We start from the raw sequence: 21,018 nt of genomic DNA on the forward strand, positions 1-21,018 counted from the left end.
TGGCCCCCTCCCCGGTCGGGAGGGGGCCATTTTCGTACTCTCGCGGGGCTACGCCGGCTAGTAGAGCAGCATTGTCAGGCGCTTGCGCGTGGGGGCGACCCTGGGGTCGTCCTGGCCGATGACCTCGAACAGGTCGAGGATGCGTTCGCGGATGCGGTTCTTGCCCGCGGCGTCCTGGGCGGGAAAGAGCGTGAGGAGCCGGTCGAAGGCATCCTCGACGTGCCCGCCGGAAAGATCGAGGTCGGCGACGAGGAGCTGCGCCTCGAGGTCATCCGGCGCGGCCGCTGCCGCTGCACGGATCTCCGCGAGCGTCTTGCCCTGGAGCCGGGCGAGCAGCCCCACCTGGGCGAGCCCGGCGACGGAGAGGTTGTCCCTGGGATCCCTGGCGAGTGCCGTCTTGTAGATCGCGATCGCGGCGGCGTAGTCGCCCCGTTCGATCGCCTCGTAGGCCTCGACGTGGTGCGGCGGGAGTTCGGGCTCCGGAGGGGCGACCAGGGTCGCCGCATCCGCTCCCTCCGGAGCGACCGCCGTCCCGACGACGCCGTGCTCCGCCGCGAGCTCGAGCACCCGCTGGAGGACCGCACGGACCTGATCCTCCGCGATCACGCCGTTGAAGAGCGCGACGGGCTGGCCGCCGATGACCGCGGCGACGGTCGGGATCGACTGGGCCTGGAAGGCCTGGGTCAGCTGCGGGTTCGTGTCCACGTCGACCGTGGCGAGCACGAACCGACCGCCGTACTCGAGGATCAGCCTGGTGAGGACGAGGGTCAGTTCAGCGCTCTGCTCGCTGCGCGCCGACCACAGATCGACGATGACCGGAACGTTCGCCGACAGGTCGAGGATCTCGCCGAAGTTCGCGTCCGTTCCCTGGAACACGAGACTCGGAACCGAAACCGCCCCGGCCTGACCCGCCTGTCCGGCAGCTCCGGTTGAGCCGGCTCCCCCGGCCGCCGGTGCCGGCGGCCGGTTCAGGAGGGAGGACAGATCGACCGCACCGCGCATGCTGGCGGCGGACGGGGGGACAATGCTCATGGAAGCTCCGTAGACGAGATCAGTCCCTGGGCAAAGCCAAGGAGGACAATTTTATCGCTCGAACCGGCGGCGGGAACGTGGAACAGAAGCTGGTCGGCGTAGGTGTTCTTGAAGCCCTTCGCGGTGGCGGTGAGGCCGGAGAGCGCCTTGCTGGCGACCGCGCCCTCACCGGGGCTGACCGTCGCAGCGGCGTCGACGGGTTTGACGGTTTCCGTCTCCTCGAGGCTGACCGCGACGATGCTCCCCGAGTCGTTCGTCGCGAGGGCGATCGTGGGCCCTGTGCTCGCCTTGGCACCGAATTCGATCGACGCCGTCGTCGGCAGCTTGGCTTTCTTGTCCGCCTTGTTCGCGTCGATCTGGGTGCGGAAGCTGTCCCCGGTCGCATCGAACAGGGCGAACGACGGGCTCGCCTCGCCATTGCTGAGGATGTCCGCGTATGCGGCCGCGACCTGATCGGGCGGCAGGAGCATCAGTTTCGAGTCGGGGGCGATGATGGGTGCGCCGATCGTGGCGGGGGCCAGGTCAGGGATCTTCGCTGAGGGCTCGAGCTGCACCGCATATTCGACGAGGTAGCTCGCCCGTGCCGACTCCTGGCGGAGCACGACGACGGTCGGCGCGACATCCGGGGTGTCCTTGTTCTGGACGACGGTCATCACGACCCGGGGCCAGGTCGCAGACTGCTGCGGAAGCGAGAGCGTGAGCGGTCCGGCAGGGAGCGCGGCCAGTGCGGGGAAGTCGGGAGCGATGGCTCGCACCTTGTAGTTGGCCAGGCGCTGGTCGAAGGCGGGACCGGTGAATCGGGTCGCGAGGATGTCTGCGCTCAGGTTCTTGTCACCGTCCGCTGCGACCGCGGAGATCTTGGTCATGATCCGCTCGAGCTGCGGCACCGTCACGGCGGCCGGAGGCACGTCCTTGATCACGACGGCCGCCCCGCTCGCGTCAGGCGTCGGGCTGAGGGAGGCAGCATCGGTCGGGGTGCTGCCCGGCCAGAATTCCGCAGAGCATCCCGTGAGGACGAGTCCGGACACGAGGAACATCGGAACAACGGCGATCAGGGACCGCCCGATCGACCGTCGCCCGGTGATCTCGCTCGCCTTGATGGACTTGGGGCGGGGCGCGCGCGGAAGTCGCGGCATCCGTGGACCCTTGGGCAGGTTGCGGCGAGGGCCGTGCGACCTGCGCAGGTGGAGGAGTGCCCACAGGTACAGGATGAGCCCGACAAGGGCGAGGATGGCGCCCCCCATGATCAGCGGACCGGCCCAGGGGGTCGAGTTGTCCACGGGCCAGGTGATGCTCACCTTCGACGGCGCGGGGTTGGTGCCGTCAGAGGCGACGATCATCGAAATGCCTTCCGGCAGGTTCACGGTCGCCGTGAGTTCCTTCGTGCCGGTGAATTCCTCCAGCCAGAGGTCCGAACCGGCCGGGTTCGTCACGGTCGCTGCGGCGACCGGCGCCGTGCCTGCGGGAACATCGGTGTCTGCGGGGACGGTGTCGCTTCCGAGGCCGGGCCCGTTCTTATCGGTCGAGTGGATGCTGACGTACTCGTGTCCGGCCAGCCACGCCTTCACATCCGCCGTGCGGCCATATGCCGCGAACAGGGTGTCGGATCCGGAGAGGGTGACGGTCTGGGCGCCCGGGTGCTCCGTCAGGGCACTGGAATCGATCACGGCGTACGGAGCGTCGGCGGCGATGGTCGCGCTCAGGCTACTCGTCGCGGGTTCGAGGAAAACCGTCCGCTGGGCAATGCCGAGCACGATCATCACACCCGCTAGGACGAGCGCCACGATGGCAAAAAGGAAACGCACTGATACCCTCCTGTGTCGCCAGCCGCTCCGCACACACGGGTGCTTGAACCCGGAGCGGGTCCGGGAAGCAGCGGACAGGACATTCCACGATACTGTCTCGTCCTGAAAGCTGCCTAATAGACCCCTGTAGACGGGACGCGCGGCCGCCGCGTCAACCCACTAAAATTGTCGTGGCCCCCTTGGCCGGACTAAATGCGGGGTCAGAGTTCCAATACAAGGAGATAGCGTGGCGATCGACGAAGCTGATTTCACCCAGGTTTTCCGTGGTTATGACAAAGAAGAGGTCGACAGGGCAATCCAGGGCCTGCGTCGTGACCTGATCCAGGCGAACAGCCAGGGTACGGAAGCCAACAAGGAAATCAAGCGCCTCACCGCGCACATCGACGATCTGAACGCTGAGATCGAAGAGGTCGGCAGCCCCACCTTCTCCGGACTCGGCACGAAGCTCGAGAACACCCTTCGGGTCGCTGAGGAACAGTCCACCCGCGTGATCGCCCAGGCCGACATCGATGCCGAGCGCCTGCGAGCCTCCGCCGCGAGCGAGGTCGACACCCTGCGCCGCGAAGCAACCGAACGGGCAGAACGCGCCCTCTCCGACGCGAACGTCAAGGCCAGCCGCCTCCTCGACGATGCCCGCGCCGAAGCCGACGACCTGCTCGCACGTGCCCACGACGACTACACCACGGTGACCGGCGACGCCGTGCAGGAGGCAGCCGCAATCCGCGGTGCCGTCGCCACAGAGGCCGCGGAGCTCCGGGCCACGGTCAAGCGCGAGGTCGCCGCCATCCGCTCAGAGGCGGAACGTGAAGCAGCCGAGGTGCGCGTCGTCGCACAACGTGAGGCGACGGATGCCCGTGAAATCGCCGCCGGACTGACGCGCGAAACCGAACTCACCAGGGCCGAGGTCGCCCTCGAGCTCGACCAGCAGCGCGCGGATCTGGCCAGGGAGACCGAACAGGCCAGGATCGACCTCACCGCGGAGACCGAGCAGGCCCGCTTCAACAGCGCCAGGGAGGCAGAGCAGGCCGCCATCGACCTCGCCCACGAGACCGAGCAGACGCACACGGCTCTCGCTGCGGAGGTCGAACAGGCCCGCACGGACCTCGCCCGCGAGATCGACCAGGCCCGCATCGACCTCGGCATCGAACGTGAGCAGGCCGAGACCGAACTCGCACTCGACCTCGCCCGCGAGCGCGCAGCCCTCGCCCAGGAGCTCGAGAAGGCTCGCGCCGCCCAGGCCGCGAGGGCCGAGCAGGCCGCCGCCGACCTCGCCAGGGAGAACGAGCAGGTACGCGCGGACTTCACCGCGGACGGCGAGCAGCTCAGGATCGACCTGGACAACCAGCTCACGGCCGAGCGCAAGCGCGGAGAGCACGAACAGGCCCGCCTTCGCCGCGACATCGACCAGACTCGCGCGGACCTCGACGTCGAGCTCAAGGCCCGCCGCGACGAGGCGGAGCAGGGTCACCTGGCCCGGCACCAGGAGGCCGTCGCCCAAACCCAGAAGTTCCTCGACGACGCCTTGAAGCAGCTCGCGGAGACCAACCAGCGCACCCTCGAGTTGCGGGCACTCAACGAGCAGCTGGACTCCGGCGCCCGCGCAGAGGCGAAGACGGCCCGCCTGGCCGCGGAAGCCCATGCCGAGCAGATCGTTCAGGACGCGGAAGCCCGCGCCACCGCGCTCGTCACCGAGGCCGAGAAGCGGACACGCGCACTCGTCGCTGACGCGGAGGAGCGCCTCTCCCAGATTAGGATTGAGCGCGACTCGGTCGCCGGCTACTTCGAGAGCCTGCGAGGCCTCCTCACGCAGGCGGAAAAGGTCACAGCACTGGACGATTGAACGCCACCGCCATCCCGAGGAGATCCGAGTGAAAATCCAGAACGCATTCCGCCTGGGGCTGATCGGAACCCTCGGGGTCGGGGTGGGAATCCTGATCCTCAGCTCGATTGTCAGCCTGTCGACGATCATCACCTACATCGGTGCCGCCCTGTTCATCGCGCTCGGACTGGACCCCTCGGTGTCCTGGCTCGAGAAGAAGGGCTTTCCGCGCTGGGCGGCGATCCTCGCCGTGCTGATCGCGGTCATCGGCGTGCTCACCGGGGTCATCTTCGCCATCGTCCCGATCATCGTCGACCAGATCACGAAACTGTCGCAGGCCATTCCCGAGCTCGTCAGGTCCGTCAACTCGTCGACGTTCCTGTCGGACATCCAGAAACAGTTTCCAGCCCTCCCCGTCTCCGGGATCGTGAAGTCGATCACCGACTACGTGAGCACCAACGTGACGACGATCACCACCGCGATCATCCAGTCCGGGCTCGCCGTGGTCAGCGGATTGTTCGGTGCCCTGATCATCGTGATCCTGTCGCTCTACTTCACTGCGTCGCTGCACAGCCTGAAGACCGCGACCTACCAGCTCGTACCTGCCTCGAAGCGTGCGCGGTTCGCCGACCTCAGCGAGCAGATCACGACGTCCGTCGGTCGCTTCGTCGTGGGGCAGGCCGCGCTCGCCTCATGCAACGGCGTACTGAGCTTCACGTTCCTGTCGATCATCGGCGCCCCCTTCCCCGCCCTGCTCGCCGTGATCGCCTTCCTGGGGTCGCTGATCCCGCTCGTCGGAACGATCAGCGGTTCGGTCATCATCGTGCTCGCGTGCCTGATCCCCGGGATCGGCAGTTCGACCCTCACGGCACTGGTCGCGGCGATCTACTACATCGTGTACATGCAGGTCGAGGCCTATGTCCTCAGCCCCAACATCATGCGACGCGCCGTGTCGGTACCCGGTGCCGTCGTCGTCGTCGCGGCCCTCGCGGGCGGGTCACTCCTCGGCATCCTCGGCGCGCTCATCGCGATTCCGGTCGCCGCGGCGGTGATCATGATCATCAAGCAGGTCGTGATTCCCCGCCAGAACGAGCTCTGACCCGGGCTCGCAGCTCGATCAGCCGAGCCACTCGGTCGGAAGGGGTGCGGCCGCCGGGTTCACGACGGCGACGATCTCGTTGAGGATGCGCTTGGTCTGGGTCTCCCCCACCCACAGGTGCTTGCCTCCGTCGACCGCGATGAACAGGGTCTCCGGGACACTCGTGAATCGTTCCCTGGCGGCCTCCGGTCGCAGGTAGTCGTCGTGCTCGGGGATGATCGCCACGAGCCGGCGCGAGTTGCCCGCCCAGGCCGCCAGTTCCGCATCCGTCGCACGGTGCAGCGGCGGGGACAAGAGGATCGCCCCCAGGATGGGATGTTCGAGGCCGTACTTGATCGCGAGTTCGGTGCCGAAGGACCAGCCGACCAGCCAGGGGTTGGGGAGCTTCCGCTCGGCGACGAACGCCATTGCCGCCGCGACGTCGAGCCGCTCGGCGTTGCCGTGGTCGAAACTTCCGCCGCTCGTACCCCGTGGTGAGGTCGTCCCCCGGGTGTTGAACCGCAGCACGGCGAGGTCGGCGAGGGCAGGCAGGCGCCCTGCCGCCTTGCGCAGGATGTGTGAGTCCATGAATCCGCCGTGAGTCGGCAGCGGATGCAGCGTCACGAGTGTCGCGACCGGCTCGCGGTCGAGCGGAAGGGCCAGTTCCCCCACGAGGGTGAGGCCGTCACTCGTGTGCAACTCGATGTGCTCGCGGCGGGCGGGCAGTTCGATGCCGCCCCGGATCTCGGCCACGGTGGAACTCACGGTGTCTCCCTCGTGCCGGTGTCGCCCGGCATCATCTGATTCTCCAGCAGTGGCTGTGCCAGTGCCGGCGTCCCGCCAGGTCGGCGGCCTCCCCCATGAGCCCGTCCGCGCGCCACGCGACCAGGTGAGGAGTCTTCGGTGCGATCTCGAGATTGCATCCGGGACAGACGTAACTCTTCGTCGCCCGGCTCGCCGTCACCGGCTGAACCGTCCAGAGGCCGTCGCGCCGTTCCTCGGTTCGACGCCAGCCTGCCCGCATGCGGTCGAGGCTGTCGTCCTCGCCGGCATCGTCCGGACCGCGCCTGCGACCCCTCGGATGATTGCTGCGTGGCATTGGGTCAGTCTACGTCGGGTCGGCGGGCGCGGCGAAGCGCGCCGTGCGACAGCAGGACCCCTAGTACCAGCCGGAGTCGACGGAGTGCGCCCAGGCGCCGCAGGGAGTGCCGTAACGGCCCGTGATGTAGCCGAGGCCCCATTCGATCTGGGTGCCCGCGTTCGTGGCCCAGTCGGCGCCTGCAGACGCCATCTTGGAACCGGGCAGTGCCTGCGGAATACCGTATGCACCGCTGGGGTTTTCGGCGTTGACGCGCCAGCCGGATTCCTTGTTCCAGAGGGCGACGAGGCAGCTGTACTGGTCCTCCCCCCAGCCGCGCGCGGCGACGGCCCCGGCAGCGTATGCCTGAGCAGAGCCGGGGTTCGCCACCGCGGCGGTCGGCGCCGAAGCGCTCGAACTCGACTTGCTCGACGACTTGGCCGCGACCACGACGGGGACCGGGGCCGGCTTGGGCTTTTCGGTGACCGTGTATGACTCGCGCACGATCGTGTTGGAATATGAGCCGTTCACCTGGACGACCTGCGTGGCCTGGCCTGCGAAGCGGCCGCCGGCCGACTGGTAGTACGGCGATGCCGTCGCGCCGGAGTACGGATCGACGACGGTCACGAGCACGAAGGCCGCGGCTGCGGTGAAGGCAAAGAGGAACAGGACACGGGCACGAGGTCGGGGTTTCTCGGCCCTCCGAATTGTCGGAGTGGTGGTATTCCCGGACTCAATTACGCTTAGGTGTCTTCCCACGATTTCTCGAGCCTAACCCAGATTTCGGATAACAGCCAGATAACGGTCCGAGATTCACCGAACCGCGAGCATCACGTCGACGACGCTGTCGAGCACGACATCGACCTGGATTTCCCGATACCCGCCGCGTTGCGGTCGGAAAACGGACGAACGCACATCGTCCGCCGTGATCGGAAAGCCGTCTTCGAAGTACTTGGTGAGCTTGTTCGCGAACCGGTCGACATCCGCCCGGTTGTACCCGACGCTCAGGAAGCTGACCCGGCTGAAACGATGCCCCGCCGGCCGTCCGAGTCGGTTCACGAGTTCCTGAGCACGGTCGCGGGCACTCTCGAGCCAGGCCTGCTTGCCGTGGGCTCCCGCCTCGCGTTCGCGGTCGCGCACGGCGAATGCGTCCTCGAGGCGTTCGAGGGCAGCGTCGACGTGTGCGGACGAGTAGCCGCCCTTCTGCATCGAGAACGCGGTGTGGCGGATGCTTTCGGCCGTCAATGGTTCGGAGTCGTCGGTCGCGTCGTACGCACGACGCGCGCTCGCCAGGAACTCGTCGACCTGGGTGACGTTGTAGCCGAGCGTCTTCTTGCCGGCCCGGGGGAATGTGGTGCTCACTGGATCATTCTGCCCCACGGGGAGGCCGCTGTCGAAAGCGTGCCCCCACCGGGGGTGCTTTCCGCTGGTCAGCGGAAGATGAGATACAGCGCGTACGTTGCCGCCGCCGAGGGAAGAATCGAGTCCATCCGGTCGAGGAAGCCACCGTGGCCGGGAAGCCAGGAGCTCATGTCCTTGATACCGAGGTCGCGCTTGATCAGCGACTCCGCGAGGTCGCCGAAGGTGGCGCTCAGCAGGATGACGAGTCCGAAGACCAGGCCGAACCACCAGGGTTCCCCGATCATGAACAGGGACAGCACCACACCGACGATCAGACACGCCAGGCCGGCACCCGCGAAGCCTTCCCAGGTCTTCTTGGGGCTGATCGTCGGCACCATGCGGTGCTTGCCGAAGGACAGCCCGCTCGCATACGCCGCGGTGTCGTTCGAGATCACCAGAAGCAGGAAGGCGAGGGTCCACCATTGCCCGTCCGGCTGCGCGACGAGCAGCACGGCGAAGCTGCCGAGGAACACCACGTAGGTCTGGATGAAGAAACCGGCTCCGATATCACCGAACACCGAGCGGGCAGTCCCCCGGTGGGCGGGGCTGAGCAGCAGGAACACCCGCCAGAGGCCGATGAAGAGGATGCCGGAGAGGGTGACGAGGAACTGGCCGCTCGCTCCCCAGTAGAAGGCCGCAGGGACGACGGAGACCGCTGCGATGACGACCGCGATGCGCGGCACGTTGCGTCCGGACTGCCTGAGGGCCTGCGCGAGTTCGAAGGCCGTGAACCCGACGAATGCGGCGGCGCAGACCATGAAGAGCTCTTTGATGAAGATCAGGCTCACGAGCATGAACAGGCCGAGCGCGAGGCCGATCAGGGTCGCCAGGATCAGGTTCCGACCCGTTCGGGCCGCGATCCGTTCGTTGGTCGCGTCCAGCTGCGCGCGCGTCGCCTGCACCTGGCGTTCGATGTCCGCGCGGGTGGACTGCATCTGCCGTTCGAGGTCGTTGCGGGCAGCGTGGACCTGGGCCCGGAACTCAGAGCTACCGGCCCCATGGGGTCGTTTGGGAGGAACCGGTGCAGTGTCGCCGGTTTCGTCGCGTGGCTCGTGCGTCATGACGCTGGCTCCGCCCTTAAATCTCGAGGAGTTCGGCCTCTTTGTGCTTGAGCGCGGTGTCGATCGCGTCGACGTGGGTCTTCGTGATCTGCTCGAGCTCCTTCTCTGCCCGGGCAACGTCGTCGTCACCGACTTCGCTCTTCAGCGCATCGAGTTCGTCCTTCGCCTTGCGTCGCAGGTTGCGCACGGAGATCTTGGCGTCTTCCGCCTTGGTCCGTACGATCTTGACGTATTCCTTGCGGCGGTCGGCCGTGAGTTCCGGAAGGGTCGCCCGGATGACGTTGCCGTCGTTGCCGAGGTTGGCGTCCAGGTTCGGGGTGTCCCGGATGGCCTGCTCGATGTCGCGCAGGGCACCCTTGTCATAGGGTCCGATCAGGAGCGTGCGTGCCTCGGGGTTCTGCAGGGACGCGAGCTGCTCGAGCGGTGTCTGGGTTCCGTAGTAGTTCACCAGGATCTTTGCGAACATCTGGGGGTTCGCCCGTCCGGTGCGCACGGTCCCGAAATCGTCTTTGGCGGCTTCGAGGGCCTTGTGCATTCGTACGCTTGCATCGGACAGAACATCCGCGATCACGGTAACTCCTTCGTTGAGGCTTCGACCTGGTGATTTCGACCTGGTGACTTCGACCTGAGGCCGTTTCGACCGCAGGTGACATCGACAAGTTTAGTTGGAGACGAGGGTTCCCAGATCGGCTCCGAGGATGGCGGCCGTCACATTGCCCTGCGGCGCCATTCCGAAGACCTGCATCGGCATCCCGTTGTCCATGCAGAGGCTGAAGGCGGTCGAGTCGACGACCTTCAGGCCGCGCTGCAGGGCGTCCTGGTAGGTGAGGTGGCGGATCATTTCCGCGTCCGGGTCGGTGCGCGGGTCGGCCGAGTAAACGCCGTCGACGCCGTTCTTGGCGACGAGGACGATGTCGGCACCGATTTCAAGCGCGCGCTGAGCCGCGACCGTGTCGGTTGAGAAGTACGGCAGTCCAGCCCCGGCCCCGAAGATGACGACGCGTCCCTTTTCGAGGTGACGTTCGGCGCGGCGCGGAATGTACGGCTCGGCGACCTGGGTCATGGCGATCGCGGACTGGACCCGGGTCTCGGCGCCGGCCTGCTCGAGAAAGTCCTGGAGGGCGAGGGCGTTCATCACGGTGCCGAGCATGCCCATGTAGTCAGCCCTGCCCCGGTCCATTCCGCGCTGGGACAGTTCAGCACCACGGAAGAAGTTCCCGCCGCCGACGACGACGGCGACCTCCACGGTCTGTGCGGCCTCCGCGATTTCCCGGGCAAGTGAGCTGATCACATCCGGGTTCACGCCGAGGCTTCCTGCGCCGAACGCTTCGCCGGAGAGTTTGAGAAGGACTCTGCGCTTCTTACCCGAATCTGACATGCCCTGGGGGTCCTTCCGTTGTGCGTGATCTAAAACTACTGTGTGCCGACTCAGGGCGGACACAGCAATGGAGACCGGCCTGCTCGCGCAAGCCGGTCTCCATCATTGGTACTGCGAGCCTATTGCCTAGGCGCCGACCTTGAAGCGGGCGAATCCGGAAACCGTGAGACCGGCATCCTTCAGCACCTGCGCGACGGACTGCTTGTTGTCCTTCGCGTAGTCCTGCTCGAGCAGGGCGACCTGCTTGAAGTAGGCGTGGATGCGGCCTTCGACGATCTTGGGCAGTGCCGCTTCCGGCTTGCCCTCGTTCTTCGAGATCTCGGTGACGATGCGGCGCTCGGCCTCGACGAGGTCAGCGGGGACGTTCTCGCGGTCCAGGTACTCCGGGTTCGCGAAGGAGATGTGCTGGGCGACGCTGCGTGCGGTGTCAGCATCCTCTCCCGAGTAGCCCAGGACGACGCCGACCTGCGGTGGCAGGTCCTTGCTGGTCTTGTGCAGGTAGATCGCGAACTTCTCACCCGTGACGGATGCGACGCGACGCAGCTCGAACTTCTCACCGATGATCGCGGCTTCGCCATCGATCAGTTCGGCGACGGTCTGGCTGCCGGCGGGGGCGGCCAGGCCTTCGGCGACCGAAGTGGCACCGGCAGCGGCGACCGCGTCCAGGACCTTCTCGGCGAGGGCGCCGAACTTGACACCCTTGGCGACGAAGTCGGTCTCGCAGGCGAGCTCGATCAACGTTGCGGTCGTGCCGATCTCCTTGGCGGCGACGAGGCCCTCAGAGGTGGAACGGTCAGCGCGCTTGGCGTTGCCCTTCGCACCCTTGAGACGCAGGATCTCAACGGCCTTCTCCATGTCGCCGTCGGCTTCGACGAGGGCGTTCTTGGTGTCGACCATGCCCGTACCGAGGCGTTCACGGAGGGCTTTGACGTCTTGCAGGCTGATGCTGGCCATACCGGGTTCCTTACTTGGTTTCTTCGGCGGGAGCTTCGACGGCAGCAACGGCTGCCACGTCGGCTGCTTCTTCGACGACCTGCTCGGCGGCGACGGTTGCGTCGGCGACCTCAACGGTCTCGGCGGAGGACTGCTCGGGGGTGGCGTCGGTTGCGGCGACATCCTCGGTCTTCAGCAGTTCTGCTTCCCAGGCGGCGAGGGGCTCGATTTCGGCCTCCGGCTTGGCGTGGCGCTGGATCAGGCCCTCGGCTGCTGCGTCCGCGATGATGCGGGTCAGCAGGCCGACGGAACGGATGGCGTCGTCGTTGCCCGGGATCGGGTACTGCACGTCGTCGGGGTCGCAGTTGGTGTCGAGGATCGCGATGACGGGGATGCCGAGCTTGCGGGCTTCATCGATGGCGAGGTGCTCCTTGTTGGTGTCGACAACCCAGAGCGCGGACGGCGTCTTCGTGAGGTTGCGGATACCGCCGAGGCTCTTGTGCAGCTTGACGAGCTCGCGCTTCTTGATGAGCATTTCCTTCTTCGTGAACCCGCTCTTGGCGGTGTCCTCGAAGTCGAGCTCTTCGAGCTCTTTCATGCGGGCCAGACGCTTGGAGACGGTCTGGAAGTTGGTGAGGAGGCCACCGAGCCAGCGCTGGTTGACGTACGGCTGGCCAACACGGATGGCCTGCTCGGAGATCGATTCCTGCGCCTGCTTCTTGGTGCCGACGAAGAGGATCGTGCCGCCGTGGGCGACGGTCTCCTTGACGAAGTCATAGGCCTTGTCGACGAAGCCGAGGGACTGCTGCAGGTCGATGATGTAGATGCCCGAGCGCTCCGTGAAGATGAATCGCTTCATCTTCGGGTTCCAACGGCGGGTCTGGTGTCCAAAGTGCACGCCGCTGTCGAGCAGCTGGCGGATGGTGACGACGGCCATGAGCCGTACTCCTTGTCCGGCGCGCCGCATACGCGGCAAAACGCCAATCGGTTCGTGTCCTGATCGGTCGATCACGACTCCTGGTGCCCGGCGCACCGCCGCCTGGCTTCCGAGGAAGTAAGGACCGAATGGAGGTGTTGGCCGAATGGGCACGCGTAGTCAGCGCACGAAGCGCTGCTGCCATAACTTTAGCACCCGGCGAACCCGGTTCCAGCCAGGTCCGGGGGAACGGATGTCCCCCGCCACCCGTCCTCAACAGCCGGCGTCCCCGTCGACCCCTGCACCACCCTGCGCGAGCGGGCTCATCGCACCCGCCCGACCTCCAGTCTGTGGGCATGTCGATTCACAGCCGCACCGTCAGCGCCCTGGTCGCCGCCATTCTGGTCTGCTTCGCCGTGGCACCCGCGGCGACCGGCCAGGGTGCGCCACGCGCGCAACCGCAACCGACGCCCGAGCGAGGTCCGACGACCGGATCGGAGGCGTGGGAGTGGCCGCTCGCGATTCCGCATGCCGTGGAGCGGGGGTTCCGGGCGCCTCTCACCGAGTACGCCGACGGGCACAGGGGAATCGACCTGGCCGCTCACCCGGGCGAGCCGGTCTATGCCGTTGCCGACGGCACGGTGACCTTCGCCCAGATCGTCGTCGACCGACCCGCGATTTCCCTCAGCCACGCCGGGGGCCTCGTCTCGAGCCTGGAACCGGTCACGGCTCTTGTCGCGTCAGGGGACCCCGTGCGCCGCGGCCAGCTCATCGGCCACGTGGCGACCGGTGGCCACTGCGGCGACGGCTGCCTGCACCTCGGCGCGCGGCTCTCCGGCCGGTACGTGTCGCCGATGCGGTACCTCGGCGGTGTCCCACACGCCGTGCTGCTGCCGACAGAGTCGGCCGCCCTGCTCACGGTGCGAGGGGACTCCCGGCGAAGCGCACGTGCAAACCTGCTCTGGCGAGCGATTCTCCGGGACGCGTGACCTGGTCAGGCCCGCGGGTGAGCGTTCTGGTAGCTCTGCCGCAAACGTTCCGCGGAGACGTGGGTGTAGATCTGGGTCGTGCCGAGGCTCGCGTGACCGAGCAGTTCCTGCACGGCGCGCAGGTCGGCCCCGCCGTCGAGCAGGTGGGTCGCCGCCGTGTGGCGCAGGGCGTGCGGCCCGGCGGGACCGTTGCCGGGGATCTCGGCGAGGAGCCCTGCGACCAGGCGGTATACGGCCCGCACTCCGATGCGGCGTCGGTGGGTCGCGAGGAACAGCGCAGCGGGGCGTCCTGCCGAGCTCGAGACGGAACCCACCGTGGTGCTCCCGGCGGGTTCCTCCGCTGCGGCGAGCAGCACCGGGCGGGCGCGCTCGAGGTAGGCGATGAGTGCACGCTGGGCGGGAACGCCGAAGGGAACGACTCGTTCCTTGGACCCCTTGCCGGTCACGCGCACGGTGAGCTGGGAGAGATCGACATCCGGGACGTCGAGACCGACGAGCTCGGACACGCGCAGCCCGGAAGCATAGAGCAGTTCGACGATGGCCTGGTCGCGCAACTCGTGCGGACCGCCGGCACTGGCTCGCAGCTCGAGGTGATCGAGAAGGGCCTGCATCTGCGCCCGGTTGATCACCCGGGGCAGGGTTCGACCCGGTTTGGGCGAGCGCAGGCGCACGGCCGGGTCGAGCGCACTCACGCCCGTGCGGGTCAACCAGGCTGTGAAGCTGCGGGCGGAGGCGGACCGACGCGCGATCGTCGCCTTGGAGAGACCCGCCTGGGTCGCCACCCATAGCCAGTCACGCAGCAGGTCCAGGGACAGCCCGTCGGCATCGGCGACCCCACGACCGTCGGCGAAGCCGAGGAGACCGCGGAGGTCCGTCCGGTAGGCCCGGACGGTGTTCGGCGAGAAGCCACGCTCCGCCGCCAGGCAGACGGCGAAGTCCTCGAGAAGGGCTGCGAGGGGCATCCGTCCGCCGCCCGCCGGCGCACTCACGCCTGGCGTGAGAAGGCCTCGGTCCGCTCGCCGGGGCTCATCGCCTCGATGCGGGCCAGGAACTCGGAGTCGAAACGCGTCGCGGGGTCGAAGTCGCCGAGCACGACATGCGAATGCACGACGCTCTCCGGATAGACGTGCACGAGATTGATCGACTGGCCGCCGCGCACACCCGTGAGTTGCCGGGCAGGCGCACTCGGGTCGATGGTGTAGCAGGTGGCCGCGGCCACCGAGACGGGGATGCCGGCGAAGAGCCCGGTCGTGGCGTAGTGCAGGTGCCCACCGAGGATGCCACGGATGTCACTTCCGGCGATGACCTCGGCCAGGCCGGCCTGGTCTCGGAGTTCGAGAAGGCTCATGAGGGAAACCATGGTCGGGATCGGCGGGTGATGCAGGGCGAGGAGCGTGCCGTGCGGGGCTGGTTCGCGCAGCACCTCGGCGAGCCAGGCCAGCTGCTCGGCGGAGATCGCGCCATGGTGGTAGCCGGGAACGCTCGTGTCGAGAGCGATCAGGCGGAGTCCGTCAAGGTCGTGCACCGCGTCGACGGGTGCGGCAGCGGATGCCCCGTTCCCGGTTTCGCGGAGCAGTTCGCTGCGGAAGGGCGCCCGTTTGTCGTGGTTGCCCATCACCCAGATGACGCGGGCCCCGAGCCGGTCGGCCGCGGACTCGACGAGGTCCCGGATGCGCCGGTAGGCATCCGTTTCGCCGGTGTCGGCGATATCACCGGTGAAGACGAGGGCGTCGATCGGCTGCCCCGAACGTTCCAACTGGGCGAGGGCCTCGTGCAGGGGCGTGTCAGTGTCGACGGTGCCATAGAGGGGTCTACCGGCACCGAGGAAGTGCGTGTCGCTGATGTGCGCGATCACGTGGCTCGCCGGCCCGTACTGGCCCAACTGAACCTGCCCCACTGGAACGCCACTCATGACTCACCCTTCGTCCGCTCCAGACTAGGGCCTGGCGCCGACACTCCCCCGGCGCCCCGGCAGCGTCGATCAGTCCTGCGGGTCTTCGCCGACGCTGCCGTCGGCACGTTCGCGCAACAGGTCGAGGTGACCGGCGTGCCGTGCGGTCTCCTCGACCAGGTGAATCAGGATCCAGCGCAGGCTGAAACTGCGGCGCACCGAGACGGCGTCGAGCGAGCCCGATGCCGCGATGATCGCGTCGCAGCGGCGCGCCTCCGCCGCATAGTCGGCGAGCAGCTCGGCCATGGTCACTTCGGGCGGCACGTGGAACTCCCCGTCAGGATCCGCGTCGGTCCAGTCGAAGCTCAGACCCTCCTCACCGGCGAAGACATCGCGCAGCCAGGATCGCTCCACGTTCATGAGATGTCGGACGATGCCGTGCGCGGTCATGCCGGTCGGAGTGGCGACGGGCCGGAGAGCCGCGTCGGAGGCATCGCCGACCTTCCATGCGACGAGATCCCGCTGACGCTGCAGGAACCCCGTTATCGTCGTGCGTTCATCGCCGAAGTGCGCGGCTTCGGTGACTCCGGCGCGCACGCCGTTGATGCTGCCGGAGCCGTCGGAGGCCGGGTTCGCGTAATCAGGCATACCCCTTTGTATCCTGTTTCGCGAGAGTGCGCTTTCGGCCCTTAAACCCGCGGTTCATGGGCCAAAAGCGCACTCTCGCGGACCAGCGGCGGGCGGCACCTGGCCGCGGGCCCGCGATGCGCGCAGGCACTGGTTGCCGGGGACGGCCCGGACTACCATGGCGCCATGTCAGCTCAGCCCGGCGCATACGACGAAGCACTGGGGCGAGCCAGGGAGCACGCTCTCGCGTGGCTTGGTTCGCTCGGTACCCGCCCGGTCGGTCCGCGCGCCGACGCCGACACCCTCTCCGGGATGTTCGCCGGTCCGCTGCCTGAGTCCCCCACCGCCGCGGCATCCGTGGTCGACGAGCTGGCCGCCCTCGCCGAACCCGGGCTGATGGCCATGCCGTCTGGTCGGTTCTTCGGCTGGGTGATCGGCGGTACCCTCCCGGCAGCGCTGGCGGCAGACTGGCTCGTCAGCGCCTGGGACCAGAATGCCGCCATGCGCTTCGCGACGCCGGCCACTGCCGCGGCCGAGGAGGCCGCCGGAGCGTGGGTGCTCGACCTGCTCGGGCTGCCGTCCGGTTCGGATGTCGGATTCACCACCGGGGCGACGATGGCCAATTTCGTCGGGCTCGCAGCCGGGCGCCAGTCAGTGCTCGAGCGGGTGGGCTGGAATCTCAGCAGGGACGGACTTTCCGGTTCGCCCCGCGTGCGGGTGTTCGTGGGCGAGGAGCGGCACGCGGTGATCGACCTCGCACTCCGGTACCTCGGCCTCGGCGAACCCGTCGCCGTAGCGGCCGATGAGCAGGGCCGACTTGATCCCCGTGCCCTCGCGGCTGCGATGCAGGACGGCGAGGGTCCGGCCATCGTCTGCCTGCAGGCGGGTAACCTGCACTCCGGTGCCTTCGATCCGATGACGACGGCAATCCGGGTGGCGCGGGAACACCACGCCTGGGTGCACGTGGACGGCGCGTTCGGCCTCTGGGCCGCGGCGAGCCCGAAGTACCGCGGGCTCGTGGCAGGCGTCGAGGGAGCCGACTCCTGGGCGACCGACGCGCACAAGACGCTCAATGTGCCCTATGACTGCGGGATCGCGATCGTCGAGAAACCGGCGACTGTCCGGTCCGTGTTCGGCGTGCACACGAGCTATCTACTGAAACCGGCGACGGAGGGTCCGGGCGACCCCTTCGAGAAGGTGCCGGAGCTCTCCCGCCGGGCACGGGGCATCCCGGTGTGGGCGGCACTGCGCTCGCTCGGTCGATCCGGCACGATCGACCTCGTCGAGCGCCTGGCCGGTCACGCCCGCTCGCTTGCCGAGGGCCTCGCGCGCATTCCCGGCGCCGAGGTCGTCAACGACGTGGTCTTCACCCAGGTGTGCGTGAGCTTCGGAAGCGATGCCCGCACCCGGCGGGTGACGGAGCTGTTGCTCGGCCAGGGCACCACGTGGATGTCCGGTTCCGTCTGGCGCGGGCGCGAGGTGCTGCGCATCTCGGTCAGCAACTGGTCGACGGATGCCGCCGATGTCGCCGACTCCCTCGCGGCTGTGCGGCGGGCGTGCGAGGCCGCAGGCCACGACGGCGAGGAGACGCCTGGGGGCCTGTACCAGGGCTGACGGTTTCGCGGCAGGCCGAGCCTGGCTCAGGCGTTCCGCACCCAGCCGGTCTCTCGCTCGCGCGCGGCGCCTTCGAGCCCGAGGGCGCCGAGGGCGGCGCGCACGGACATGGTGGAGAGGCCCGCGCGGCGGGCGAGGTCGCCGATCCCACGCGGGGACCGCCCGCTCAGGGCGTCGAAGACCCGCACCTGTTCGCTTGTGCGCCCGGAACCCTCGAGCCCGAGTTCCGATTCGGGGAAGTCCAGCGTCACCTGGACCAGGTGCTCCGCGACGAGTTCCGCCATTTCGGCGGTCGTCGTCACGCAGACGGCGTCGTACTCGCGGATCAGCCGGTGACACCCGGCCGAGGCCGGTGACGTGACCGGGCCGGGTACGGCGCCGAGCGGCCGCCCGAGGGTGGCCGCGTGCCCGGCGGTGTTGAGCGATCCGGAGCGCCACCCGGCCTCCAGGACGATGGTGGCCAGGCTGGTCGCCGCAATCAGCCGGTTCCGTTGTAGGAACCGCCACTTGGTGGGCGCGGCCCCGCACGGGAGCTCGGAAATGACGGCCCCCTCCCCGGCGATCCGTTCGAGGAGGTCGACGTGCCCGCTCGGATATGGCCGGTCCACTCCCCCGGCGAGAAACGCCACGGTTCGACCACGGCTCGCGAGTGCCGCTTTGTGCGCCATCCCGTCGATCCCGTACGCCGCGCCGCTGACGATCGCGAATCCGCGGTCGACGAGGCCGGCAGAGGCTTCCATCGCGACATGCTCGCCGTATCGGGTAGCAGCCCGGGCGCCGACGAGGGCGATCGACTGGGCGAACGCGCCGAGGGCATGTGCAGGGCCGCGCCACCAGAGGGCGAGCGGGGCGTGTACCCCGAGGTCCTCAAGCCCGGCCGGCCAGTCGGGGTCACCGGGAATCGCCAGCCGTGCCCCCGATCGGGCTGCCTGCCGCAGCGCAATCGTGACGACGATGGGATCGAGCCGCGGACGCCAGCGCTCCAGAGCGCGGTCGAGTCCGGCGGCAGCGATCACACCCTCCGCCACCCCGGCGGTCAGGAGTTCCCCGGCGATATGGTCGTGGGTCCAGGCCTCGATAATCATCCGCAGGGCGCGAACGGCGCCGAGCGCCGCGACAACGAGGCCCGCAGTTCCGTCGCCGGGTTCGCTGATGCACGACCACGCCGCTCGAGCGTGCAGCTCCGCCGCGAGTTCCCGGGTCAGGGTGGCCCCGGGTGCGCGCACGCCGGTCGCGAGGTCGATCATGGTGGTCTCATCGGGTTCGAATGGCATCGTGCGTCGTGTCCTTCCGTCGGTGGATGTCCGGCTTCAGCCGGTGCGCAGGTAGAGCGCCTGTCCGAGCTGCTCGACACCCGGCCGATCGGCGCCCTCGAGGTCGGCGATCGACCAGGCGACGCGGAGCACCCGGTCATAGCCGCGCATAGTGATGCCGCCGCGCTCCAGCGCTCGATCGAGCGCAGCGGTCGTCGCCCGGTCCAGCCGCAGGTGCCTGCTGCGGAGCCAGGACCCTGGGACCGCTGAATTGAGCGACCAGGGTGTGCCGGCGAGGCGCTCCCGTGCGGCGCGCCGGGCCCGGATCACACGTTCCCGCGCAGCCGAGGTCGTCAGGCGCGGTTCTTCGGCGGCGAGCCGCAGCTGGGCCGCCGTGATCCGGTTCACGTGAAGTTGGATGTCGATCCGGTCAAGGAGCGGCCCGGAGATGCGGGCGAGGTACCGCCGGCGCGCGCTCGGCGGGCACGAGCACTCGAGGCCGGCAACACCGTACTGCCCGCACGGGCACGGATTCGCGGCCATCACGAGCTGGAACCGCGCCGGGAAGTGGGCGACGGCGTTGGCGCGGTGGATGCTGATCATCCCGGATTCGAGCGGCTGCCGGAGGGCGTCGAGCGCGGCCGATGCGAACTCGGGAGCCTCGTCGAGGAAGAGCACCCCGTGACAGGCGCGGGCGGCTGCACCCGGCCGGATCTGTCCACTGCCGCCGCCGACCATGGCCGCCGCCGTCGCGGTGTGGTGCGGCGATTCGAGCGGCGGCCGGGTCACGAGGGACCGGCCGAGTCCGCGCCCGGCGAGGGAGCGCAGCGAACTCGCCTCGAGGGAGGCGGCCGGGTCGAGGTCGGGCAGGAGTCCGGGCAGGCGGGCGGCGAGCATGGTCTTGCCGGAGCCTGGCGGGCCGAGCATGAAGAGATGGTGGCCGCCTGCTGCGGCGATCTGCAGGGCCAGGATGGCGTCCTCATTGCCGATGACGTCGGCAAGGTCCATCGAACCGGTTTCGACGACGTCGTTCCCGGCGGGTCCGGCTTCGGTGGGCCACTCGATGGATTCGACCGGCACGGGCGTCAGCTCCGCCCCGTGCCAGATCGCCGCCTCGCGGAGGGAGGCGACCCCGATCACGGTGATGCCGGGCACGAGTTCCGCCTCCGCGGCGTTTCCGGCCGGAACCATGACGGTTCGGTGGCCGAGACGCGACGCCGCGATCACCGCCGGCAGCATGCCCGGGACTGGTCGAAGGCGCCCGTCGAGCGCGAGCTCGCCGATGTGCACGACCGAGCCGACCGACCCGGCCGCGACCACCCCGTCCGCGGCGAGGCACGCGAGCGCGATCGCGAGGTCGAATCCCGAACCGTGTTTCGGGAGCGCCGCCGGCGACAGGTTGATCGTGAGCTTGTTGTGGGTCAGTGGGCAGCCGGAGTTCTTGGCCGCGGCCCTGACCCGCTCTGTCGCTTCGGAGAGCGCGGCGTCCGGCAGGCCGATCAGCACCATGCCGGGGAGCTGACCCGAGATATCGGCCTCGACTTCGACGAGCGCGCCCGTCAGCCCGAGCAAGGCGACGGCGTGGGTACGGGCGAGGCCCATCAGGCTGCGCCCATCAGACGGCACGCACTAGAACACGCTCACTAGAACACTCCGGGCAGGTGCTCGATCACCGGAACGGCGCCGGGGGCGAGGATCACCGCGATCGCGTCGATCCTGATTCGCTCCGGCCAGGCATCCGCCTGCTCGCACCACGCCGCCGCAAGCCGGCGGAGCCGGGCGAGCTTGACGACGGTGATCGCCTCGAACGGATGCCCGAAGCCGATCCCCGAGCGCGTCTTCACCTCGACGAAGGCGACTTCGCCGTCCTGCTCGACAATCAGGTCGATTTCGCCCTGCTCGCACCGCCAGTTGCGGGCGAGGAGCGTATACCCGGCGTCGGTGAGGAACCGCGCCGCGTGCTCCTCACCGAGCCTGCCCAGATCATCTTTGCGTGCCACGAGTGCCTCCCACGGACAGGATGCCGGGGGTGGGCGAGCATCCGCGGGGGCCATCGTCGACCGGTGGACAGCGGGCAGACGTCGACGCCTGGTGAGGAGAGTCGAGAATTCGCCTTCGGAAAGTCCGTACACCGTCGAGGGGC

Annotated in this window: 21 protein-coding genes; 4 read left to right on the forward strand and 17 right to left on the reverse strand. The window is 68.3% G+C overall.

The genetic code is table 11. The annotated features are described in order from the left end of the window. Positions 1 to 57: 57 nt before the first annotated feature. Together RHM57_RS09200 and RHM57_RS09205 are read right to left on the reverse strand one after the other, a co-directional pair. Complete coding sequence (locus tag RHM57_RS09200; RefSeq protein WP_322189774.1) at positions 58 to 1,032, reverse strand: tetratricopeptide repeat protein; 975 nt, start codon at positions 1,030 to 1,032, stop codon at positions 58 to 60. Continuing rightward, positions 1,029 to 2,837, reverse strand: a complete 1,809-nt coding sequence (locus RHM57_RS09205) for a hypothetical protein (RefSeq protein ID WP_134447641.1) — start codon at positions 2,835 to 2,837, stop codon at positions 1,029 to 1,031. The genes RHM57_RS09200 and RHM57_RS09205 overlap by 4 nt, the downstream gene beginning before the upstream one ends. 226 nt (positions 2,838 to 3,063) lie before the next feature. Between RHM57_RS09205 and RHM57_RS09210 the strand changes: the two genes are divergently transcribed. Both RHM57_RS09210 and RHM57_RS09215 read left to right on the forward strand, forming a co-directional pair. Beyond that, a complete protein-coding gene (locus tag RHM57_RS09210; RefSeq protein ID WP_134447639.1) occupies positions 3,064 to 4,677 on the forward strand; it encodes a DivIVA domain-containing protein in 1,614 nt (537 codons plus the stop codon). A gap of 28 nt (positions 4,678 to 4,705) precedes the next feature. Beyond that, on the forward strand, positions 4,706 to 5,755 hold the full coding sequence (locus RHM57_RS09215; RefSeq protein ID WP_134447637.1) for an AI-2E family transporter: 1,050 nt from the start codon (positions 4,706 to 4,708) through the stop codon (positions 5,753 to 5,755). Between the two features lie 18 nt (positions 5,756 to 5,773). Here RHM57_RS09215 and RHM57_RS09220 read toward each other — a convergent pair whose 3' ends face one another. The 9 genes from RHM57_RS09220 to rpsB all read right to left on the reverse strand — a co-directional run bounded on the left by RHM57_RS09220 (position 5,774) and on the right by rpsB (position 12,522). Next, positions 5,774 to 6,499, reverse strand: a complete 726-nt coding sequence (locus tag RHM57_RS09220; RefSeq protein WP_134447635.1) for an alpha/beta hydrolase — start codon at positions 6,497 to 6,499, stop codon at positions 5,774 to 5,776. 31 nt (positions 6,500 to 6,530) lie between these two features. Continuing rightward, complete coding sequence (locus RHM57_RS09225) at positions 6,531 to 6,833, reverse strand: hypothetical protein (RefSeq protein WP_134447633.1); 303 nt, start codon at positions 6,831 to 6,833, stop codon at positions 6,531 to 6,533. Between the two features lie 60 nt (positions 6,834 to 6,893). Then, positions 6,894 to 7,571: a lytic transglycosylase domain-containing protein gene (locus RHM57_RS09230; protein WP_241985041.1), complete on the reverse strand. Its 678-nt coding sequence runs from the start codon at positions 7,569 to 7,571 to the stop codon at positions 6,894 to 6,896. A 54-nt stretch (positions 7,572 to 7,625) separates the two neighbouring features. Next, complete coding sequence (locus RHM57_RS09235; protein ID WP_134447631.1) at positions 7,626 to 8,174, reverse strand: DivIVA domain-containing protein; 549 nt, start codon at positions 8,172 to 8,174, stop codon at positions 7,626 to 7,628. A 68-nt stretch (positions 8,175 to 8,242) separates the two neighbouring features. Then, complete coding sequence (locus RHM57_RS09240; protein ID WP_241975525.1) at positions 8,243 to 9,274, reverse strand: phosphatidate cytidylyltransferase; 1,032 nt, start codon at positions 9,272 to 9,274, stop codon at positions 8,243 to 8,245. A gap of 16 nt (positions 9,275 to 9,290) precedes the next feature. Continuing rightward, on the reverse strand, positions 9,291 to 9,845 hold the full coding sequence (gene frr / locus RHM57_RS09245) for a ribosome recycling factor (protein WP_134447629.1): 555 nt from the start codon (positions 9,843 to 9,845) through the stop codon (positions 9,291 to 9,293). A 90-nt stretch (positions 9,846 to 9,935) separates the two neighbouring features. Further along, positions 9,936 to 10,652, reverse strand: coding sequence for a UMP kinase (gene pyrH, locus RHM57_RS09250; RefSeq protein ID WP_134447628.1), 717 nt, complete (start codon positions 10,650 to 10,652; stop codon positions 9,936 to 9,938). A 126-nt stretch (positions 10,653 to 10,778) separates the two neighbouring features. Beyond that, on the reverse strand, positions 10,779 to 11,606 hold the full coding sequence (gene tsf, locus RHM57_RS09255) for a translation elongation factor Ts (protein ID WP_134447626.1): 828 nt from the start codon (positions 11,604 to 11,606) through the stop codon (positions 10,779 to 10,781). Between the two features lie 10 nt (positions 11,607 to 11,616). Then, on the reverse strand, positions 11,617 to 12,522 hold the full coding sequence (gene rpsB, locus RHM57_RS09260) for a 30S ribosomal protein S2 (RefSeq protein ID WP_134447624.1): 906 nt from the start codon (positions 12,520 to 12,522) through the stop codon (positions 11,617 to 11,619). A 335-nt stretch (positions 12,523 to 12,857) separates the two neighbouring features. On the opposite strand from rpsB, the gene RHM57_RS09265 reads away from it, so the two are divergent. Further along, on the forward strand, positions 12,858 to 13,490 hold the full coding sequence (locus tag RHM57_RS09265; RefSeq protein WP_166787314.1) for a M23 family metallopeptidase: 633 nt from the start codon (positions 12,858 to 12,860) through the stop codon (positions 13,488 to 13,490). A gap of 5 nt (positions 13,491 to 13,495) precedes the next feature. Here RHM57_RS09265 and RHM57_RS09270 read toward each other — a convergent pair whose 3' ends face one another. The 3 genes from RHM57_RS09270 to RHM57_RS09280 form a co-directional block, all read right to left on the reverse strand. Then, the gene (locus RHM57_RS09270) at positions 13,496 to 14,452 is read right to left on the reverse strand and encodes a tyrosine recombinase XerC (protein ID WP_322189775.1); all 957 of its coding nucleotides are present in this window, start codon (positions 14,450 to 14,452) and stop codon (positions 13,496 to 13,498) included. A gap of 23 nt (positions 14,453 to 14,475) precedes the next feature. Then, positions 14,476 to 15,402, reverse strand: coding sequence for a phosphodiesterase (locus RHM57_RS09275; protein WP_322189776.1), 927 nt, complete (start codon positions 15,400 to 15,402; stop codon positions 14,476 to 14,478). 69 nt (positions 15,403 to 15,471) lie between these two features. Continuing rightward, positions 15,472 to 16,029, reverse strand: coding sequence for a DinB family protein (locus tag RHM57_RS09280; protein WP_322189777.1), 558 nt, complete (start codon positions 16,027 to 16,029; stop codon positions 15,472 to 15,474). Between the two features lie 165 nt (positions 16,030 to 16,194). On the opposite strand from RHM57_RS09280, the gene RHM57_RS09285 reads away from it, so the two are divergent. Further along, positions 16,195 to 17,622: a pyridoxal phosphate-dependent decarboxylase family protein gene (locus RHM57_RS09285; protein WP_322189778.1), complete on the forward strand. Its 1,428-nt coding sequence runs from the start codon at positions 16,195 to 16,197 to the stop codon at positions 17,620 to 17,622. 26 nt (positions 17,623 to 17,648) lie between these two features. Here RHM57_RS09285 and dprA read toward each other — a convergent pair whose 3' ends face one another. Genes dprA through RHM57_RS09300 form a run of 3 tightly spaced genes read right to left on the reverse strand, consistent with a single transcriptional unit; the run spans position 17,649 to position 20,875 of the window. After that, positions 17,649 to 18,896: a DNA-processing protein DprA gene (gene dprA, locus RHM57_RS09290; RefSeq protein WP_322189779.1), complete on the reverse strand. Its 1,248-nt coding sequence runs from the start codon at positions 18,894 to 18,896 to the stop codon at positions 17,649 to 17,651. A gap of 36 nt (positions 18,897 to 18,932) precedes the next feature. Beyond that, entirely contained in the window at positions 18,933 to 20,477 is a 1,545-nt protein-coding gene (locus RHM57_RS09295) for a YifB family Mg chelatase-like AAA ATPase (RefSeq protein ID WP_322189848.1), read from the reverse strand. 41 nt (positions 20,478 to 20,518) lie between these two features. Beyond that, on the reverse strand, positions 20,519 to 20,875 hold the full coding sequence (locus tag RHM57_RS09300) for a YraN family protein (RefSeq protein ID WP_134560756.1): 357 nt from the start codon (positions 20,873 to 20,875) through the stop codon (positions 20,519 to 20,521). Positions 20,876 to 21,018: the final 143 nt, after the last annotated feature.

It is taken from the genome of Cryobacterium sp. 10S3, assembly GCF_034344045.1.
Taxonomy (GTDB): domain Bacteria; phylum Actinomycetota; class Actinomycetes; order Actinomycetales; family Microbacteriaceae; genus Cryobacterium; species Cryobacterium glucosi.

Bases quoted from the DNA above. Each gene is read 5' to 3' on its own strand.
- RHM57_RS09200 (WP_322189774.1), bottom strand. From the start codon at position 1,032: ATGAGCATTGTCCCCCCGTCCGCCGCCAGCATGCGCGGTGCGGTCGAT.
- RHM57_RS09225 (WP_134447633.1), bottom strand. From the start codon at position 6,833: ATGCCACGCAGCAATCATCCGAGGGGTCGCAGGCGCGGTCCGGACGAT.
- RHM57_RS09240 (WP_241975525.1), bottom strand. From the start codon at position 9,274: ATGACGCACGAGCCACGCGACGAAACCGGCGACACTGCACCGGTTCCT.
- pyrH (WP_134447628.1), bottom strand. From the start codon at position 10,652: ATGTCAGATTCGGGTAAGAAGCGCAGAGTCCTTCTCAAACTCTCCGGC.
- tsf (WP_134447626.1), bottom strand. From the start codon at position 11,606: ATGGCCAGCATCAGCCTGCAAGACGTCAAAGCCCTCCGTGAACGCCTC.
- rpsB (WP_134447624.1), bottom strand. From the start codon at position 12,522: ATGGCCGTCGTCACCATCCGCCAGCTGCTCGACAGCGGCGTGCACTTT.
- RHM57_RS09265 (WP_166787314.1), top strand. From the start codon at position 12,858: ATGTCGATTCACAGCCGCACCGTCAGCGCCCTGGTCGCCGCCATTCTG.
- RHM57_RS09270 (WP_322189775.1), bottom strand. From the start codon at position 14,452: ATGCCCCTCGCAGCCCTTCTCGAGGACTTCGCCGTCTGCCTGGCGGCG.
- RHM57_RS09275 (WP_322189776.1), bottom strand. From the start codon at position 15,402: ATGAGTGGCGTTCCAGTGGGGCAGGTTCAGTTGGGCCAGTACGGGCCG.
- RHM57_RS09280 (WP_322189777.1), bottom strand. From the start codon at position 16,029: ATGCCTGATTACGCGAACCCGGCCTCCGACGGCTCCGGCAGCATCAAC.
- RHM57_RS09285 (WP_322189778.1), top strand. From the start codon at position 16,195: ATGTCAGCTCAGCCCGGCGCATACGACGAAGCACTGGGGCGAGCCAGG.
- dprA (WP_322189779.1), bottom strand. From the start codon at position 18,896: ATGCCATTCGAACCCGATGAGACCACCATGATCGACCTCGCGACCGGC.
- RHM57_RS09295 (WP_322189848.1), bottom strand. From the start codon at position 20,477: ATGGGCCTCGCCCGTACCCACGCCGTCGCCTTGCTCGGGCTGACGGGC.